The 17,327-nt window shown below is 40.8% G+C and carries 14 protein-coding genes; 10 read left to right on the top strand and 4 right to left on the bottom strand.

Features of this window, described 5'->3' with window-relative positions:
• Window positions 1-88: 88 nt before the first annotated feature.
• From ffh to tyrA, 7 genes are all read left to right on the top strand, one after another.
• Complete coding sequence (gene ffh / locus ACFI4Z_RS07865; RefSeq protein ID WP_462670099.1) at window positions 89-1,468, top strand: signal recognition particle protein; 1,380 nt, start codon at window positions 89-91, stop codon at window positions 1,466-1,468.
• Between the two features lie 259 nt (window positions 1,469-1,727).
• Complete coding sequence (gene rpsP / locus ACFI4Z_RS07860) at window positions 1,728-1,976, top strand: 30S ribosomal protein S16 (protein ID WP_058561214.1); 249 nt, start codon at window positions 1,728-1,730, stop codon at window positions 1,974-1,976.
• A 17-nt stretch (window positions 1,977-1,993) separates the two neighbouring features.
• Entirely contained in the window at window positions 1,994-2,530 is a 537-nt protein-coding gene (rimM, locus tag ACFI4Z_RS07855) for a ribosome maturation factor RimM (protein ID WP_135473944.1), read from the top strand.
• Window positions 2,530-3,297, top strand: a complete 768-nt coding sequence (gene trmD / locus ACFI4Z_RS07850; RefSeq protein ID WP_462670098.1) for a tRNA (guanosine(37)-N1)-methyltransferase TrmD — start codon at window positions 2,530-2,532, stop codon at window positions 3,295-3,297. The genes rimM and trmD overlap by 1 nt, the downstream gene beginning before the upstream one ends.
• Window positions 3,298-3,330: 33 nt before the next feature.
• Window positions 3,331-3,690, top strand: coding sequence for a 50S ribosomal protein L19 (gene rplS, locus ACFI4Z_RS07845; RefSeq protein WP_087530754.1), 360 nt, complete (start codon window positions 3,331-3,333; stop codon window positions 3,688-3,690).
• Between the two features lie 193 nt (window positions 3,691-3,883).
• The gene (locus ACFI4Z_RS07840) at window positions 3,884-4,753 is read left to right on the top strand and encodes an MYG1 family protein (RefSeq protein WP_462670097.1); all 870 of its coding nucleotides are present in this window, start codon (window positions 3,884-3,886) and stop codon (window positions 4,751-4,753) included.
• Window positions 4,754-5,031: 278 nt separating this feature from the next.
• Window positions 5,032-6,165, top strand: a complete 1,134-nt coding sequence (tyrA, locus tag ACFI4Z_RS07835) for a bifunctional chorismate mutase/prephenate dehydrogenase (protein WP_462670096.1) — start codon at window positions 5,032-5,034, stop codon at window positions 6,163-6,165.
• A gap of 38 nt (window positions 6,166-6,203) precedes the next feature.
• Here tyrA and ACFI4Z_RS07830 read toward each other — a convergent pair whose 3' ends face one another.
• On the bottom strand, window positions 6,204-7,361 hold the full coding sequence (locus ACFI4Z_RS07830; protein ID WP_462670095.1) for a chorismate mutase: 1,158 nt from the start codon (window positions 7,359-7,361) through the stop codon (window positions 6,204-6,206).
• 368 nt (window positions 7,362-7,729) lie between these two features.
• Between ACFI4Z_RS07830 and ACFI4Z_RS07825 the strand changes: the two genes are divergently transcribed.
• Window positions 7,730-10,735 (top strand): bifunctional diguanylate cyclase/phosphodiesterase, encoded by a 3,006-nt coding sequence (locus ACFI4Z_RS07825; protein WP_462670094.1) that lies wholly within the window; start codon window positions 7,730-7,732, stop codon window positions 10,733-10,735.
• 152 nt (window positions 10,736-10,887) lie between these two features.
• On the opposite strand, the gene ACFI4Z_RS07820 is transcribed toward ACFI4Z_RS07825, so the two are convergent.
• Window positions 10,888-12,087: an aromatic amino acid transport family protein gene (locus ACFI4Z_RS07820; protein WP_462670093.1), complete on the bottom strand. Its 1,200-nt coding sequence runs from the start codon at window positions 12,085-12,087 to the stop codon at window positions 10,888-10,890.
• Window positions 12,088-12,491: 404 nt separating this feature from the next.
• Here ACFI4Z_RS07820 and ACFI4Z_RS07815 point away from each other — a divergent pair, with 404 nt between their 5' ends.
• Window positions 12,492-13,394: a DMT family transporter gene (locus ACFI4Z_RS07815; protein WP_462670092.1), complete on the top strand. Its 903-nt coding sequence runs from the start codon at window positions 12,492-12,494 to the stop codon at window positions 13,392-13,394.
• 10 nt (window positions 13,395-13,404) lie between these two features.
• Here ACFI4Z_RS07815 and ACFI4Z_RS07810 read toward each other — a convergent pair whose 3' ends face one another.
• Window positions 13,405-14,283 (bottom strand): flagellar protein MotY, encoded by an 879-nt coding sequence (locus ACFI4Z_RS07810; RefSeq protein WP_462670091.1) that lies wholly within the window; start codon window positions 14,281-14,283, stop codon window positions 13,405-13,407.
• Between the two features lie 231 nt (window positions 14,284-14,514).
• Here ACFI4Z_RS07810 and rnt point away from each other — a divergent pair, with 231 nt between their 5' ends.
• Window positions 14,515-15,207, top strand: a complete 693-nt coding sequence (rnt, locus tag ACFI4Z_RS07805; RefSeq protein ID WP_462670090.1) for a ribonuclease T — start codon at window positions 14,515-14,517, stop codon at window positions 15,205-15,207.
• On the opposite strand, the gene ACFI4Z_RS07800 is transcribed toward rnt, so the two are convergent.
• Entirely contained in the window at window positions 15,191-16,816 is a 1,626-nt protein-coding gene (locus ACFI4Z_RS07800) for a DUF342 domain-containing protein (RefSeq protein WP_462670089.1), read from the bottom strand. The two genes, rnt and ACFI4Z_RS07800, sit on opposite strands and share 17 nt — an antisense overlap.
• Window positions 16,817-17,327: the final 511 nt, after the last annotated feature.

The raw sequence follows: 17,327 nt of genomic DNA, 5'->3' as shown, positions 1-17,327 counted from the left end.
AATTAATACTGATAAGTATAAATTTTGGCTCATAATTTGGGCTGAATGATTCAAATGCTATCGGTATCACGTTTATCGGACCCTTTATATGTTTGAGAATCTCCAAGAACGATTAGGTAAAACCTTAAAAAATATTAGCGGCCGCGGACGCCTAACAGAAGACAATATAAAAGATACGCTGCGTGAAGTACGCATGGCTTTTTTAGAAGCAGACGTTGCGTTGCCTGTTGTTCGTGAGTTTGTAAAACAAGTAAAAGAACGTGCTGTCGGTGTTGAAGTTACCAAAAGCTTAAGCCCAGGCCAAGTTTTCGTAAAAATAGTACGAGAAGAACTTGAAAAAGCCATGGGTGAAGCAAACGAAGAGCTGAGCTTAAATGCGCAGCCGCCAGCTGTTGTGATGATGGCAGGCTTGCAAGGTGCGGGTAAAACTACCAGTGTTGGTAAACTTGCAAAGTTTTTAAAAGAGCGTAAGAAAAAATCAGTCCTGGTCGTTAGTGCCGATGTGTATCGTCCTGCGGCGATTAAACAGCTAGAAACATTAGCGAGCGAAGTTGATGTAGATTTTTTCCCAAGTGATATTTCTCAAAAACCGGTGGATATTGCCCAAGCAGCTATTTCTCACGCCAAGAAAAAATTTATTGATGTGGTATTAGTCGATACCGCAGGCCGTTTGCATGTTGATAATGACATGATGGATGAAATTAAAGCGCTTCATGGTGCAATTAACCCCATCGAGACTTTATTTGTTGTCGATGCAATGACAGGTCAAGATGCGGCAAATACGGCTAAAGCATTTGATGAAGCATTACCACTAACAGGTGTGATCTTAACCAAAACAGATGGTGATGCACGCGGTGGTGCTGCTTTATCTATTCGCCATATTACTGGTAAACCAATTAAGTTTATGGGTGTGGGTGAGCGCACTGATGCACTTGAACCTTTCCACCCTGACCGTATCGCGTCGCGTATATTAGGTATGGGTGACGTACTTTCATTAATCGAAGAAGTCGAAATGAAAGTCGATAAGGAAAAAGCAGCCAAGGTTGCTGAAAAAGTATTTAAAGGTAATGGCTTCACCTTGGATGATTTTGCAGAGCAATTAAAGCAGATGAAAAACATGGGTGGCATGATGTCGATGCTTGATAAGCTACCTGGTATGTCAAACTTACCGGATGCTGTAAAAGGCCAAATGGGTGATAAAACCTTTATTCAAATGGAAGCCATCATCAGCTCAATGACTAAACAAGAGCGTGCGCGTCCAGAAATTATTAAAGGCTCGCGGAAAAAACGTATTGCTGCGGGTTCTGGTACGCAGGTACAAGAAATCAATAAATTGCTAAAACAGTTTACCCAAATGCAGAAAATGATGAAAAAGATGAAAGGTAAAGGCGGCATGCAAAAAATGATGCGCGGTATGAAAGGCATGATGCCACCGGGTATGATGGGCGGCGGCGGGCCTAAATTTTAATATCGCAATCAACTTTGTATATTAAACAGTCAAAATAATTTTAAAAAGAGGCAAAACGCCTCTTTTTTTGTGGATAATTTATGCATTCAATTGCTTACGCTACCTTATTTGACGCACAGATCAGTGTTTAATCTACTTAACTGGGATTTTAGATCACTTCTTACTTGCATTGTTGCTAAAAACTCGTACAATTCCCCAGCTCCCCATACTGGGGAGTAAATCTTATTAATGAAAACAGTCAATCTATTTAGAGGACGGTATGGTAACTATTCGTTTGCAACGTGGTGGCGCTAAAAAACGCCCTTTCTATCAAATTGTGGTTGCGGATAGCCGTTTCTCGCGTGACGGTCGCTTCATCGAGAAAGTAGGTTTCTTTAACCCAATTGCTTCAGGTCAGGAAGAAAAAGTTCGTTTAGATTTATCTCGTGTTGATCACTGGGTAGGTCAAGGCGCAGGTCTTTCAGATCGTGTAGCTAAGTTAGTTAAAGACGCTCGTAAAGCGGCTTAATAGGCGTAAGTGTAACCATGAGTCAAGAGAACACCTCATCAATAATTGTCGTAGGAAAGCTCGGTGCCCCATATGGTATAAAGGGCTGGCTTAAGGTACATTCATTTACTGATGATCCCCAAGGGATCTTCGATTTCAGCCCGTGGTTGATAGGGCAGCAAGGTAAATGGCAATCCTTAGAAGTGGTCGACTGGCGTCGCCACAACAAAGGCTTTATCGCTAAGTTTGCGCAAGTAAACGACAGAGACCAAGCAATGGCTTATACCAATGTTGAAATTTCTGTGGATTCAGCGCAGCTACCAGAATTACCGCAAGGTGAATTCTATTGGCGAGATCTCATTGGCATGTCGGTTGTAACTGATAAAGGTTATAACTTAGGCACTGTTGATGACCTGATGGAGACAGGCTCAAATGACGTATTAGTTGTGAAAGCAAATAATAAAGATGCATTTGGCCAAGCTGAGCGTTTAATTCCATTTTTAACTGATTCAGTTATTAAAGAAGTTAAACACGAAGCGAGAGAAATTACCGTAGACTGGGATCCTGGCTTTTAATGAGTCAAACGAGTTCGTTGTGGGTAGGGGTTATCAGCCTTTTCCCGGACATGTTTGATGCCATTACACAGCAAGGTGTAACAGGTCGCGCAGTAAAAAGTGGTTTAATCGACTTTAACTGCTGGAATCCGCGAGACTATGCAACTGATAAGCATAGAACCGTTGATGACCGTCCTTACGGGGGCGGACCGGGTATGTTAATGATGGTTGAACCATTGAAACAAGCCATTCTTGACGCAAAAAAAGCGGCAGGTGATGGTGCAAAAGTAATTTATATGTCCCCGCAAGGGCGCAAATTAGATCAGCAAGGGGCAAGCGAACTCGCAAACTCTGACAAGCTGATTTTGATTGCCGGTCGCTATGAAGGTATAGACGAGAGAATAATAGAGTCATACGTTGACGAAGAATGGTCAATTGGTGATTTTATTTTGAGTGGTGGTGAACTACCTGCCATGACATTAATTGACGCAGTAGCGCGATTAGTGCCAGGCGTGTTAGGGCATAACCAGTCAGCAGAGCAAGATTCATTTTCGGATGGCTTGCTAGATTGTCCTCACTATACACGGCCAGAAACATTGGACGACAAACAGGTTCCTGCTGTATTACTCAGTGGAAACCACCAAGAGATAGCTAAATGGCGGCAAATGCAGTCACTAGGCAGAACTTGGCTACGACGTCCTGACTTGTTGCATAACCTAGCTCTGACTGAGGAGCAAGCGGTATTACTCGCAAAGTTTCAGCAAGAGTACCAAAAAGCTTGTGGCTAGAAGACAGTTACACCTAGGAAAGTGAGAAACATAATGGCAAAAGTAAACCAAAATATTATTAAAGCGCTTGAAAATGAGCAGCTTAAAACAGACGTACCAGCATTCGGCCCTGGTGATACAGTAGTTGTACAGGTACGTGTAAAAGAAGGTGCTAAAGAGCGTCTACAGGCCTTTGAAGGTGTTGTAATCGCTAAGCGTAATCGTGGTCTTCACTCAGCATTCACAGTTCGTAAAATCTCGAGCGGTGAAGGTGTTGAGCGTGTATTCCAAACGCACAGCCCTCTTATCGATAGCGTAGCAGTTAAGCGTCGCGGTGCAGTTCGCCGTGCTAAGCTTTACTATCTACGTGAGCGTTCTGGTAAATCTGCACGTATTAGAGAAAAACTTAACTAATACGCGCTGTTTATCAACGCAGATAAAACAGGTTGTAGCCCTCGGGTTACAACCTGTTTTGGTTTCTAAGGGCGCTAATTTTTCAATAGTGGCTTTCACACACCTCTTCCTTACTGCATTTAACTGTGAGCTTCGTTATACTTAACTAGCAGCTATTAACTTCTTTTCCCTCTTTATTAAAAATGATGATCCAATGACCGATATGACAGTGGTTACCCACGATGGTAACTTTCATGCTGATGATGTATTCAGTATTGCAGTACTTAAAACTATTTTCCCGACGCTTACGCTAGTTAGAACACGAGACAAGCAACTCATTAGCCAAGCTAATATTGTCATTGATGTAGGTAACGAGTATGACCCTGATACAGGGCGTTTTGATCACCACCAACGTGGTGGTGCAGGTGCACGAGAAAATGGGATTCCTTTTTCATCGTTTGGGCTAGTGTGGAAAAAGTATGGCCTAGATCTTTGTGCTGGCAATCAAACTGTTGCAGATTCTGTTGACGCAGGATTAGTATCAACAATTGACGCAATAGATTGCGGCTATGTTGAAGGGGTAGAGACAGGTATCAGCCTAAGTCAGACAATCTCGATGTTTAATCCTACATGGCAAGAAGAAGGTAATTTTGACGAGTGCTTTAATGAAGCTGTGGAATTTGCACAGCGATTATTAAAGCGCTTTATTGCTAGTGCCAGTGGTAGTGCAGCTGCTAAAAAAATAGTCGCCAAAGCAATTACTGATGCAGATGATCCTCGCGTGATAGTGCTTGAAAAATATACACCGTGGAAAAAAACGGTTCACAGTTTGTCAGATCAAGCTTTATATATGATTTACCCATCTCACTCGGGTAAGTGGATCATCCAAACTGTGCCAGTAGAGCCTGGCTCATTTGAAGATAGGAAGCCGTTACCTAAAGAGTGGGCTGGTTTATCAGGCGAAGAACTTCAAACTGTCACAGGGATTAAGGATGCTAATTTTTGCCATAATGGGTTATTCATCGCGGGTGCTGACTCATTTACAAGCGTAATGAATATGGCGTCTCTTGCGCTGAAAAACTAAGTACCGATATATACCCAAATTACCTCAAGATACAGAACACAGCGTTTAGTGGCTTAATATCAAGGCATTACTTTGCAACAATGGTGGTTTGGGGATAAGGCCTCGCTGAGTCATTTGTGCAGCTTATTCCTTATTGCTTTTTCAAGTATTTATGTACCAATCTTTCTTTGTTTTCGCTTTTAACGACTGAGCGATCCTGTTAGTATTTATCGTATTGATTAGTTTACTTTAACGTAATTTAAAGTTTACATTTTGGCGTTTTATAGGTGGTAGGGTACGTGGCAGAGAAAGAAGAGTTAAATCAGCTTAGAACAGAGATTGATAAGTGCGATGCGCAATTAGTTGCTCTACTTGCCCGACGCAATAAAATTACCGGACGCATCGGTGCTATAAAACAGCAAACCGGAGCACCTCTACATGCTCCAGAACGTGAAGCAACTCTTCTCGCCGCGCGACGCCAAGAAGCAATAAACCAAGGCGTAAACCCAGAGCTTGTTGAAGACATTCTTAGACGCATGATGCGTGAAGCTTATCAAAATCAGCAAGCCAAACTAGCGTGCGCTGCACCTGAATTATCACCCATTGTTATTGTCGGGGGAGAAGGGGCAATGGGCCAGCTGTTTGCAAATCAATTTAAACGCTCTGGCTATGAAGTTAAAATACTTGATAAGTCACAACAGCATCAAGCAAAAGAGATATTAACAGGCGCGAAGTTGGTGATGGTAAGTGTACCCATAAATGCACTCGAGTCCGTAGTCAATTCGTTACCTAAGTTGGATGATGATTGTTTGCTGGTTGATATAACATCAGTTAAGCAATCACCTATAACGGTATTAAAAAAAGCACACAGTGGGCCTGTAGTCGGTTTGCACCCGATGTTTGGACCAGATATATCACACTGGGTAAAACAAACCGTTGTGGTATGTGAAGGTCGTCATCATGATGTTGCTCAAGGGCTTTTATCTCAGTTGCAAGTATGGGGCTGTCAGCTTGTTGAACTCGATGCTAAAAAGCACGATGAAGCAATGCAAATTATCCAGGTAATGCGTCACTTAACTACGTTTGTGTATGGTCAGTTTTTAGCGAGGCAAGGGCATACTTTAGAGGAACTTAGGAGTTGTTCATCACCAATTTATCAATTGGAACTGATGATGGTAGGGCGTTTATTTGCGCAATCTTCGGAGTTGTATTCAGATATTATGCTGGCTCAGTTTGATAACGTTGAAGGGTTGCTCGCGCAATATCAAGATACTTTTGCAAGCACACTTGAGAAGTTAAGAGCGGGAAATAAAGCTGCACTTATTGAGGCATTTGGCGAAGCAAAGGCGTATTTCTCAGATTCTACAGCTCACTTTTTAACGCAAAGTCGAAGTTTATTAAATAAAGCAAATGATGCAAAAGTGCTTGATTAAATCACGTTCAATAAAAAAGGGCCTTATGGCCCTTTTTTTTAACCGTCAACACTCACGGCTTGAAGTGATTCACCTTGGTAGCACCCTAAAACACGAACATATTGCGTGTGTTGTTTAAGTTGCTCTAAGGCACTTTGTACATGATTGTCTACTAGGTTTGCTTCTAAATCGACATAGAATACTTCTTCCCAAGGATTACCTGGTACAGGGCGTGATTCTAATTTGACCAGATTAATGTTGTGCTCTTTGAAAATCATCAGTGCATCGGCAAGTGAACCAGCTTGTTGCTTGGTTGCCATAATTAAACTGGTTTTAGTTGGGATTTGTTTTGAGACTTGCAACGGTTGGCGCGCAACAACAATAAAGCGACTGTGGTTTTCTTGTTGATTAGCAAGGCCAGATTTTAGTACCTCTAAACCAACGTGCTTGCCTGCTTGTGCTGAACCGATGGCTGCACTATTTGGCGTTTCAAGTGCAGATTGGAGTGCGCTCGATGTTGAGTCACACGTTTCATGCTGTATCTCACCTAGCCCTTGTAAAAAGCGGCTACACTGTGCAAAAGGTTGAGGGTGGGCAAAAATTTTACTTAATTGACTCAGTTCGGTATCAGGTGAAGCCAATAAGCAATGCTCTACACTGTGAGTAACTTCACCAACAATAGAGACTTGCGCGTGCTGGAGTAAATCAAAAACTTCATTGATACTACCAGAACTCGTATTTTCAATAGGAAGCAAACCGAAATCTGCTTGCCCGCTTTCAACTTTTCCTGTTATTTGTTCGAAACTAATACACCCTAATTCCACCAACTTTCCAGGGCGGCGACTAAAGTACTTATGGCATGCCAACTGGCTATACGTTCCTTGACCTCCTAAATATGCAACACGGTGAGTTTCACTCATTGCACCAGGGTTTAGGTTTTTTTGTAGCATTGCCTGCTGATTTAACACAGAATCTTCTAATATAGTTTGAAAAACATTATTAACATAATAAGCATCTAATCCGAGCGATTTTCCATAGCCTATCAACTTCTCGAGCAAAGCTTGCTCTCTTGCTTCGTCACGGATTGGTTTATTGTTTGCTATTTTATATTCGACAACGCCATGGCTAATACGACGACGTTTAGCAAGTAATACAAGCAGGTCAGAATCAATTTCATTGATGTCATGTCTGAGTGTGTTTAATACATCATTTGTCATTTGGGTTCCTCATTCCAAAAGCTACCAATAGGGTAGTAAAAACAAAAAAGCCTCCCAGTTGGGAGGCTTTTGCTATTCGGTTGATTAAATCTCGCAAACAGGTAAGCCTCTTTCATCTGATAAAGAAAAAGAAGCTAATAAACGTAAATGTGAAACGCGAGAAATGTATATTCATATCTTAAATGTATGTAGACTGATCATTAAAGTCAACACTCTATTGTGTTTAATAGCGCATTCGTACTGCTTTATTCTCATATTTAAGTTTTTTTGTGAATATTTACAAAAAATTTATAAATCTAAATAGGGATCTGGTATATTTCTGAGTGTAGATTCAAATAATAACAATTATTAATAAATAAGGTTGGATTGTGGTGTATAGACGCCCACCATCACGTTTTGGTGTTAACTCATTAAGTATGAAGCTTTCGCTGCTTATATCAGCAATTTGTTTAATTGCAGGTATCTGTGCAGCTGCATTAATGCTCAAGTCTGAAGAAAAACAGCTTGTATTTGAAGAGCATGAAGTATTAAAGCTTTCAAGCAATCGGTTAAATCAGCAATTTAATAATTTAGTGAAAACCAAAATTAATATTGCAGAGCAAGCAAACAGAGTGGTAACAAACCAACTGTTTTATAGCTCTTCGCAGCTGGCTGATAACCAAGATGCGGTATTAAGTTTTGAGGCAGACGGCAGCATTCGTAGTTCTTCTAACGATGGCTTTTCCGCCGCGTTTTTACCCCAAAAAAATTACTCCCCGTTTTATAAAAAGTTACTACATGACTCTGAGTCGCTTTGGAAAATACTATCTCCTACTCTTATTGAAGATTTCTCAAACTTTTATTTAATCACTAAAGATAACTTTATCCGCATTGCACCATCGAATTGGGCGTTAAGCGTTGCTGGTGATCATCAATTTACTAAAGACAGTAATTTTAACTACGCACAAGAAGCGCAAAACCCCACACGTAAAGCGGTCTGGTCTAATGTATATTACGATGAAATTTCGCATAAATGGGTCATCAGCATTCTTGTGCCTATTTATATTAATAATGAATTCCTCGGTGTGACTGGCAGTGATTTAGCTTTAGATACGTTAATCTCTCAACTCCCTATTGGTGACAATGATCAACACCTCTTTGTGTTTGACGGCCAAGGCCAATTACTTTCACACCCTAAGTTGACTAAAAATAAGTATGAAGATTATGGACAACGCGGCAAGCGACTAAATAGTAATGACTTTGTAAATGCCGATTTGCAAGAGCTTATTAGCCAAACAATTAAAATGAAGTTACCTAAAAATGCGGACTCTTTTATTCAAGATGGTGAAACACACATCATAAACATCCGTAAAGTAGAACATTTGGATTGGTACATCGGCATATATAAAAAACGCTCCTCGGCATTATCTGCGTTACAAGAGCTAAAGGTGAAGTTTTTTGGGCTGTTTATTTTATATGCCATTCTTGTTGCTTTATTGCTTCATCAAGCACTGTATCAGCTAGTACTGAGGCGTATACATTCATTAGTTCATGCAGTAACCAGCTTTGGTAAAGGTCATTTGCAAATTGAATTTCCTAAAGAAAATAAAGATGAAATAGGCACGCTTAACGGCTCTTTTCGTGACATGGCCGTTGAAATTCGTAAACTTATCGATGGCTTAAATCAACGCATTACAGAAAAAGAAATTGCCGAAAAAGCCGCAAATCGGCTTTCAAAGGCTGTGTCTTTTTCTGGTACTGGGGTTGTGATCACCGACCATAATTTTGTGATTGAATACGTAAATCCGAAGATGCTGGAAATGTCCGGTTTTGAGGAAAGCCACTTTTTGAATTCAGCCTTGCTGAGTATTGTGGCTGAAGAAATGGCTATATTAGTCGATGATATTGATATTGACCTGCGCAGTCGTAACTATTGGCGGGGTGATACCTTAATTCAAGGGCTAAACAAACAACCAATTTGGGTATCTTTGAGTATTTCACCTATACGTGAAGACAGTGGAGAGATCAGCAGTTACGTTGCATCCGCACAAGATATTTCGTTTGTTAAAGAAAGCCAAAGAAAAATGGAACAACTGGCTTACTTCGATACCTTAACAGGGCTTGCAAACCGTACATTTTTTAGAATGCAGTTACGTAAATCTATGGCGCTTGCTGAGCGTGGCCATTACGCATTTGCATTGTTTTATTTTGATTTAGATGAATTCAAACGTATTAATGACACATTAGGGCATGATGCGGGTGACCAACTTCTGGTGGAAGTAGCTAATAGATTGAAGAAACGCCTGCGTGCTGAAGATACTATATCGCGATTGGGCGGTGATGAGTTCGCAGTATTGCTCAGCGGAATTGAACATCAAGATCACGCAACAGAAGTGGCTAACACGATTCAAAAAACCCTAAATGAACCTATCATGTTGGGTAACAATGAAGTGATCATCAGTGCCAGTATTGGTATCACCATGGCGCCATATGATAGCCAAGAAGAAGACCAGTTACTCAAGCATGCAGATTTAGCAATGTATGAAGCTAAAGCAAAAGGCCGCAACACTTACCACTTTTATAGCCAAGAGTTAGATGCAGCTGCAAATGAACGGTTATTTATTGAAAATGAATTACGCAGTGCTATTAAAGAACGTCAGTTTGTTTTGTATTACCAGCCACAAGTTGATTGTAGAACAAATCAAGTGGTTGGCTACGAAGCATTGACACGCTGGTTCCATCCAACAGAAGGTATGATTCCACCGACCAAGTTTATTCCTATTGCAGAGGCAACAGGTTTGATTGTGGAGCTTGGTGCTTGGGTACTTGAGGAGTCGTTTGAATTTGCAGCAAGGCTTGCAGCGCAAGGTCGTGAAAATAACATTTCGATTAATCTATCAGCTCGTCAGTTCAAAGACTCTAAACTAGTACCGTTACTGGCATCGATGATTCAAAAAACGAATGTACCTGCAAAGAGCTTACATTTAGAGTTAACAGAAAGCATGTTGATGGGGAATGTTGAGGCTGCAATAACACAGTTACACCAGTTAAAAGCTCTGGGCGTGTCTATTTCTATTGATGACTTTGGTACGGGTTACTCGTCGTTAAGTTACTTGAAACGTTTCCCTGTTGATATCCTTAAGGTTGATCGTTCGTTTGTACAAGACATACCTGAAGATTCTAACGATATGGAAATCACCGCGGCGATTATAGCCATGGCACAAAAGCTTAAACTTGATGTGGTCGCTGAGGGTGTTGAAACTATTGAGCAAGTTGAGTTTTTACAAAACAATAACTGCTTTATTGTGCAAGGCTATTTCTACAGTCCACCTATCCCCGAGCGAGAGTTACCTAAGTTATTTGATAGGCTCAGTAACCTGAGTAAAAGGCACTAGTTTAATTTGTTTGTTAACTAAATAATTGCTAACACCATTGTTAATCTGAGCACCAACTAACAGCTGTTAGCCAGAGCCTTTTCGCTGCATTACACAAGTACAATAAATAAAAACGGCACCTAAGTGCCGTTTTTATTTAACTGCTAAACTGGCTAACCAATTGCTGGGATAAGTCCTGCCATTTGCATTCCTTGCGCGCTGATAATAAGCACTCCACACAGTGCAGCAAGCACTAGTCCAACATTTCCACCAATCACAGTGTAACCTATATGCGCTTGTTGGCGTTGTTTATACACCATAGCGACAGGTAAAAATACCGCTAATACAACAAGTGCAATTGCGGCGTAGCCTAACGCCATTATAAAACCCTGAGGATAAAAAAGTGCAAATCCTAGAGGAGGAATAAACGTAATAAGAGCCGTTTTGATGCGATCTTTACTTTTATCACCTTTTTTAAATGCATCGGCAAAAAAATCAAACAACCCTAAGCTCACGCCCAAAAATGAAGTGGCTAATGCCAAATCGGCAAATATATTAACAGCAGAAGCGACGGCTGAATTGTTTGCAATATTAGCCATGCTTGCAACAAAACCTGGCAGCCCAGTACTTGTTAGTAGCTCACTTTGGCTCATGATCCCTTGGCTAATAAGTTGCCAAAAGATATAAATAGCGAGCGGTAATGAAGCACCTGCGATCATCACACGGCGCAGTGTTTTTATATCGAGCCCCACATACTTAACAATCGAAGGAATAGAGCCATGAAAACCGAATGAGGTAAATACAACTGGAATAGCGGATAAAATGAGGCCTTGCTCAATTGGCATTTCAAGTAAATGCTTTCCATGTACATAAGGCGTAAGCATGTAAAATAAACTGGCAAGTACAACAATTTTAACGGTAAATAAAATTCTGTTAAGTTTATCTACTTTACTTGTTCCTAGTGTAACAACAGTACCAATGATTAATGCAATAATGACAGAGCCAACTTGTGGAGCGATATTAAGGTTAAGACCAGTATTAATCTTTTCTTGTAATTGCGCGCCGCCACCCGCTATATACGCAGCACAGAGTGCATAAAACAAGAACATAACCGAAAAGTTGGCAAGATACTGTCCGCGTTTGCCAAGCCATGATTTTGCTAACGTGTTTAAAGTGGCTTCACGTTCTGCATGTTGATGTAATTCAAGCATAAGCAGGGCGGTGTAGGTCATTAACACCCATGTTGCTATAATTAATACAAGTGCAGTACTAAACCCAAGTCCTGCACTTGCTATTGGCAGCGCGAGCATTCCTGCGCCTATCGTGGTACCTGCAACAATTAACATGCTGCCTATTGTTTTATTTTTAAGCACTCTTTTGCCCCTGAAACTTCGTGAGAGGCAAGCAAGATATAACTAGTTGGCGCAAACTTAAATAGTTTTGTCATAAATCAAAGAAAATAAATGTAACCTATGATTTACATGGGCAAAACAGATTAAATAATTTAACCGAGCATTGAGCGCAAAGTGTTGACTAATTAACCAAATCTGGTACTAATGGTTTTCGCTTATGCAGCTTTATTAATTCAACAAACAAAGAAAATTAAATGCAACTAACTAACCGAGTCCATACAACGCTTTGCTCATGGCTGATTTCATCAGTGATGCGCTCGTGCATGGATTGCGGTAAAGTATAGTCCTTATATTTAACCGCGGTATAACGCGGTTAGAATCTTTTCCCTCCTGTCGTTGTACCGCTTCCTAAAAGGAATAGTCCGGTGAACGTAAAAATCTCGTATTTTTTTATGGTGTTAGTATGGTCAACAACACCACTAGGTATTGTATTTAGTAGCGCAACGGTAGAACCAACTTTAGCCGTGTTATTACGCATGCTGATTGGGCTTATTTTGGCTGCGTTTGTGGTCGCAATAGCCAATATAAGAATACCTTGGCATAGACGTGCGTGCTTTTTATATGGCTATTCAAGTATGGGAATTTATGGCGGTATGTTACTCAGCTATATGGCTGCTCAAACTGTTCCGTCAGGATTAATCTCACTAATATTTGGCTTGGCTCCCATTTTATCTGGGTTGCTTGCACAGCGCTTACTAAATGAACCTAAGTTTAGTTTAATAAAAAGTTTAGCGTTGCTCTGTGCGTTATTTGGCTTGTACTTGGTGAGTAAAGAACACATTCAGGGCTCGATGTTACAAATGCAAGGATTGGTCTATGTAGCTTTAGCTGTGTGCTTTTTTAGCCTTAGCGGTGTAATGATAAAGCGCATACGTATCGCAATACACCCAATGGCAACAACATTTGGTTCTTTAATTTTTGTGACGCCGCTATTTTTTATTACTTGGTGGTTTTTTGGCGGTCAGCTTGATAGCCAAGCATGGTCAGCTAAATCTATTTGGTCAATCGTTTACTTGGGGGTTTTTGGCTCGTTAGTCGGGGCATTGGCGTATTTTCATGTGCTGCAAAAGTTGACAGCAAGCACGGTTGCGCTGACCACTTTAATTACACCTAGCTTTGCAATTGCCTTGGGGGCATGGTTAAACGATGAACCTATTAGCATACAGCTTAGCGTTGGGGCAGGAATTATTTTGATTAGCTTAGCAATTTTTCAATTTAGTGAAGGGTGGGTGAATAAAAAAGGTAAGCTAAAAAAGCTTACCTCTTAATGACTTAAAATTACATTTTTGCTATTTGAATAACCAAGCGACGGTTTTTATCACGGCCTAAAATGTTGTCATTGGTTGCGACATGGCGTTTTTCACCAAAGCCCTGTGTTTCAACCTTTGACTCATCAACACCAAGGCTTACCATATAATCTTTTATTGCCTTAGCGCGCTTTTTGGAAAGCTCAAGATTATTCCAGCGGCCACCGTAGCTGTCAGTATATGAATCAATTGATATAGATGAGATGCTTGTATCATGCTTTAAGTATTCAGCTATTTTATCTAATCGTTTTTGTGACGATTTAGTAAGCTTACTGGTATTGGGTTGATAATTCATTATCGTGAATGAAATATCCTCAAAATTATAAGGTAATAACTCATCACGGCATTGCAAAAAAGCCCAGTAAGCTTGTTTAAAATTAATACTTGAAAGGCCAACGGCAATTTTATCGGCACTATTTTGCCAGTCTTGGTAATAAAAAGTGGGGTGATAGCCTTTTTCAAGTTCCGTAAGCATTTCCCATGCGGTTTGGTTGCCCAGTTCGCCGTCAAACTTACGCAGTAGCTTCATATTTGCAAGATCACGTGCAGGACGGCCCGCTCGCCACGCCGGAGGGACAGCCTTGAGACCTGCCACACTGTAATTATCTGGCCTCACAACCATGTCTAAATTAAAGAGCACATCTTTATTTTTACTAGCATTTGCACTAAAGATAGCTTCCCCGTAATAAGGAACCTCATGATTTAATTGACATTGTAGTCGTGTTGTTTTTACAACATGCCATTGCGATGTATCAGCGTTGGCGCTGTACTGTCGCATTGCAGCTGATGCTACGCAGCTTGAAAATAGGGCAATTGTTGTAATACCAACAGAGAGTAATGATAATTTCACAGTAGTGGACTCCAACAATAAATTACTTTGTAAAAATGCCTGTCAATACTTTGGCTAGTCAGCAAGTATAACAGTTACTCAAAGCCTTGTATTAGTATGAACATTAACATTAAAGTATTAAGCAATTTATATGCCCATATTCTAATCCTTTAATTAATACTTAAACCCTCTAGCCTAGAGGGCATCAACTTTGTCATAATAGAAAGCTTACATTCATAAACCAAGAAGACTATGGCAAATACTGAACAAACACTTTTCGCAAAACGTTTCCGTGGCTTTTTCCCTGTTGTTATAGATGTTGAAACAGCGGGTTTTAACAAAGAAACTGATGCGCTACTAGAAATTGCTGTATCTATTTTAAAGATGGATGACGAAGGGTTGTTGAGTATAGATCACACCGTGCATTTTCATGTTGAGCCTTTCGAAGGGGCTAATATTGAGCAAGCCGCAATTGAATTTAATGGAATTGATCCACATTCACCTCTTCGTGGTGCGGTGCCAGAAGATGAAGCAATAAAAGAAGTTTGTAAGGCGGTGCGCAAAGCTCAAAAAGCGGCAGGGTGTCAGCGATCAGTTGTGGTTGCCCATAATGCGGCGTTTGACCATGGCTTTTTGAATGCAGCTATTGAGCGAAATAATATCAAGCGCACGCCGTTTCATCCTTTTGTTAGCTTTGATACTACCTCGCTTGCAGGCTTAGCACTTGGGCAAACTGTTTTAGCAAAAGCGTGTCGTGCAGCAGGAATCGAATTTGATAACAAACAAGCTCACTCTGCTTTGTACGACACTGAACGTACGGCTGAGCTTTATTGCTTAATAGTCAATCGTTGGCAGCAGCTCGGTGGATGGCCGCTCGCTGAAGAGGCACTAGAAGATGGTGAACAAACCACAATAGAAGACTCAGCCGCTAAAACGACTGAGTAATCTTTCCTTCGCTCATTTTTACTAAATGAGGTGGATAAATACGCGAAAAGTTTTTCGAATCTTTAGCTATTTTGAGCTCTACGCCAGGGTGCATGAGCTCATTAACCTTAACCCTACTAATAGACAACAGTTGTGTTATTTTTTGCTTAATTAGGTGCTTTTTACGTTTAGTATTAGCAACTTTAATGTTTATTTGCTCTTCACTGGCCGTAATTTTATCGAGCAGTAATTGCCTCTTTTCAGGAAATGGGATTTTAATGGCTTTTTTTCGAGCTTGTTTAAGCGCTGCAGATTTTGTAGTTAACAGCTTTTCAAAGTCACTAACCTGCACTTGCTTTTGACGTAAATCATGCCAGTTTTGCGCAAGATATATTCGTGTTTTGGTCCCCGATGGCGCGCCTAGCTCACCTGTTTCAATTCGCATCGCATTTAAAACACTTCCACCTATTATTTTACCGCGAGGGTTACTTGCTTTACCAACTCTGATCAAACGGCGTGCGCTTAAGTCACAATGTAATGCTTGGCGCTCAATAAATAAATCCTGCTCACCTTCGACCGAGCAATATTGTGCATATCCAATTGAAATTGTTCGGGCTGCTTTGATTTTACAACTAAATGCTTCGTTATCTTCGCGTTTTCGACCAATTGCACCTTGCATTACGGTCACAGCACTTGCACTTTCAATAGTACCAGATTCAACAAAGCCCAGTACTGTGACATCACCGCTTGCACACACTTGCATGCCGTCTTTGATATCTCCGCTGATAATAACACTGCCGTCAAAATCAACATGACCTGTACCAATATCCACGTTATCGAAGCACAGTACATCATCAACACGCATACCTCGCGGTAGTGCAACAGGCACACCTTTACAATCTGCAATCAGAATGTTTGAGTTATCAGGGTCTAACTTAGTACCTTCAAAAGGCTGCAATGGTAAATCTTTGCCAGGGCAAGCAGGTATTAAGTCACCAAACACAGTATAACCATCTTCGCCATTGGTTGCTGCGACTCGCTGCATCAGAGGCGTACCCGGCTTCACTGTTATAATTGCACCTAAGTTGCGCATATCAACCTTGCCGCCTTCTTTAGCTTGCGGGCTTAAAACTCTGTCTTGTGCCGTTGAGCATAAACGTACAAACTTTGCATCTGCACCTTCTTTAGGGCGACGGCCATGAGCAACAATTGCTGAATAAGACATACCGGGCGACTTTTCGAATTGTTGACCTAAAAATGAGTCAAGGGCACGAGCACTTATACCTTGTACAACACCCGCTTCTAACAGTACTTCACGAGCTTTATCCACAGACATTATCTCACCACCACGCGCTGTGGTAAGGGTTGCTTCTGCAACCATGTTTTTTTCGTCAATTTTTATACTGATCGAGGCGTCAACAGCCTTTGCTATGTGAAGAGAGTCATTGCCTAATCCATTACTAGGAGAAAATAACTTCCCTATATTTGCAGTTATCACTTCATAATCAGCGAATTGAGATTGTTCAATTAATTCTATTAATTGTGAGCCTGTGACAGGAAAGCCACTCTTTTTAGGGTGCTCGGCAATAGACACAAAACCAGATTGTGTATCATGGATAAACAGCGACATTTATGACTTCCTATAAAACTATGCCTGTTTTTATTATCATTCACCAAGGTGTAATACTAAATGGCGATTATGTATGCTATTTGAGCACAAGAATGGTCTTATGTTAAGTAAATGTTCTAATTATTTTTCCGAAAGTGTAGGCTTGTTTACAAATTTACCTGTAATTAATTATAAATAAAGCACTTTTACTAGGGTCTGTTGACCTTTGCGGATTAAAATTTGTTCAAACTAGGAGCGGTTTAATCGCGGCGTGAGGTTTGTAACCTAGCGGGCTAAGTCAAAACCGAACAACAAAGAGTAAATCGCTCTTGGGCAGAACCCGAAGGGCAGCGCCTGTTTGGCATTTATGCTGCGTTATCACCTATTTATGGGGAACAACCACACCACATAGGTGCTGCCTTGCCTAAATACCAAACAGACTGCTGCAAATTTAACCTTGAAAGGTCAACAGACCCTAAAATAAAGTTGTTTAGAGTCTTGAGTATCAGCGCCTTAGTCAGTTATACTGCTC

The sequence above is a fragment of the Pseudoalteromonas sp. RWi3 genome (assembly GCF_054960735.1).
Note: the sequence above shows the minus strand (reverse complement) of the source record. Positions and strands in the feature narration are given on the sequence as shown.

Excerpts from the sequence above, each read along its gene's own strand:
- rplS (WP_087530754.1), top strand. The coding sequence starts at position 3,331 with ATGGCAAAAGTAAACCAAAATATTATTAAAGCGCTTGAAAATGAGCAG.
- ACFI4Z_RS07830 (WP_462670095.1), bottom strand. The coding sequence starts at position 7,361 with ATGACAAATGATGTATTAAACACACTCAGACATGACATCAATGAAATT.
- rpsP (WP_058561214.1), top strand. The coding sequence starts at position 1,728 with ATGGTAACTATTCGTTTGCAACGTGGTGGCGCTAAAAAACGCCCTTTC.
- rimM (WP_135473944.1), top strand. The coding sequence starts at position 1,994 with ATGAGTCAAGAGAACACCTCATCAATAATTGTCGTAGGAAAGCTCGGT.
- ACFI4Z_RS07800 (WP_462670089.1), bottom strand. The coding sequence starts at position 16,816 with ATGTCGCTGTTTATCCATGATACACAATCTGGTTTTGTGTCTATTGCC.
- ACFI4Z_RS07840 (WP_462670097.1), top strand. The coding sequence starts at position 3,884 with ATGACCGATATGACAGTGGTTACCCACGATGGTAACTTTCATGCTGAT.
- trmD (WP_462670098.1), top strand. The coding sequence starts at position 2,530 with ATGAGTCAAACGAGTTCGTTGTGGGTAGGGGTTATCAGCCTTTTCCCG.
- ffh (WP_462670099.1), top strand. The coding sequence starts at position 89 with ATGTTTGAGAATCTCCAAGAACGATTAGGTAAAACCTTAAAAAATATT.
- rnt (WP_462670090.1), top strand. The coding sequence starts at position 14,515 with ATGGCAAATACTGAACAAACACTTTTCGCAAAACGTTTCCGTGGCTTT.